Annotated in this window: 1 pseudogene; it reads left to right on the top strand. The window is 30.8% G+C overall.

What is annotated here, in order from left to right:
• Window positions 1-479, top strand: a pseudogene (locus AMN88_RS04565) ((E)-4-hydroxy-3-methylbut-2-enyl-diphosphate synthase); the annotation flags it as partial.
• Window positions 480-624: the final 145 nt, after the last annotated feature.

Below are 624 nucleotides of genomic sequence, written 5' to 3'. Positions count from 1 at the left end.
TAGCTAATTTATTAGTAGATCGGTATGAAAAAAGAAAGGATCATGCTTCTATTCCAAATATGAGATATCCTCAGTTATCTCCTTTTGAATACAAAAAAAGAGAAACCAACCCAGTTAAAAATATTGGAGGTGATTATGTTCCTCGAGTTGTGGCAGATCTATCTCTTGAAAATAAAATTCAACCAGAGAGCTTAGTCGATTTAGGCTATACATATTTCCAAAAAGAGGATAAATGGGGAATTGGTGATTTTGCTTGTGATTATATTTTTATTAACAAACAAGACATAGATTTTAGTCTTCCAGGCACACTTGGTGTTGTTCAAGCATATTCTGTTTGGAAAAATACAAAAAAATCACAACACTATCCCTTTTTAGATACAAAACAATATTTGAAAAAAGAAGACCAACATTCTGATCTGAATTTTATATATGTTACATTGCAAACTCTCAATAATGAACTTATTGAAAAGATAAAATAATAGCAATTTTAACCATAGTCTACTCCCAAAATAGGCCTGAATTTACACTTTTTAAGATAACATTATACAGAAAAGTTGCATACTGTTACATTTATCTAGGAATGTAGAAACTCTTTTACTTTTTCTGGCGGACGACCCAAAACCG

Origin of the sequence: Candidatus Pelagibacter communis (assembly GCF_001180165.1) — a bacterium.
Lineage (GTDB): Bacteria > Pseudomonadota > Alphaproteobacteria > Pelagibacterales > Pelagibacteraceae > Pelagibacter > Pelagibacter ubique_P.
This window is presented reverse-complemented; position numbering and strand designations above follow the sequence as displayed.